Annotated in this window: 1 protein-coding gene; it reads left to right on the plus strand. The window is 72.1% G+C overall.

What is annotated here, in order from left to right; translation table 11 throughout:
- A partial coding sequence (locus D7V97_RS43405; RefSeq protein ID WP_233583626.1) for a pyridoxal-dependent decarboxylase occupies window positions 1-815 on the plus strand: 815 nt, incomplete at both ends.

An 815-nucleotide genomic window follows, 5' to 3' on the forward strand; every position in this document is an offset into this window, starting at 1 on the left:
TGGGAGGCGTTCCGCAAACTCGCGCACCGGATGGTGGACGACACGCTCGAGCACCTGGCGACGCTGCGCGCGCAGCCCGCGTGGCAGCCGATGCCCGCCGGGGTGCGCACGAGCCTGGAGGAGGAGCCGCTGCCCATGGAGGGGCAGGGGGCGGAGGCGGCGTACCAGTCGTTCCTGGAGAACGTGCGGCCCTATCCCAACGGCAACCTGCACCCGCGCTTCTTCGGCTGGGTGCAGGGCAACGGCACGCCGCTGGGGATGATGGCGGACATGCTGGGCGCGGCGATGAACCCGCACATGGCGGGCTTCAACCAGGCCCCGGCGCTGGTGGAGGAGCGCGTCGTCGGCTGGCTCGCGGAGCTGATGGGATTCCCCTCCACCTCCAGCGGCCTGATGATGCTGGGCGGCACCATGGCGAACATCCTGGGCCTGGCGGTGGCGCGCAACGCGAGAGCGGGCTTCGACGTGCGGCAGCAGGGACTCTACGGCGGCCAAAGCCGGCTGACGCTCTACACCTCCACGGAGACGCACGGCTGGTGCATGAAGGGGGCGGAGCTTTTGGGCCTGGGCCGTGAGTCGGTCCGCAAGGTGCCGGTGGGCCGGGACTTCCGCATCGACGTGGCGGCGCTGCGCGAGGCGCTGAAGGCCGACCGGCGCGCGGGCCTGACGCCCTTCTGCGTGGTGGGCAACGCCGGCACGGTGAACACCGGCGCCACGGATGACCTCCAGGCGCTGGCGGCGCTCTGCCGCGAGGAGGGGCTGTGGCTGCACGTGGACGGCGCCTTCGGGGCCTTCGCGCGGCTGAGCGAGAAGCT

The organism is Corallococcus sp. CA053C (genome assembly GCF_003611675.1).
In the GTDB taxonomy this organism is placed as follows: domain Bacteria; phylum Myxococcota; class Myxococcia; order Myxococcales; family Myxococcaceae; genus Corallococcus.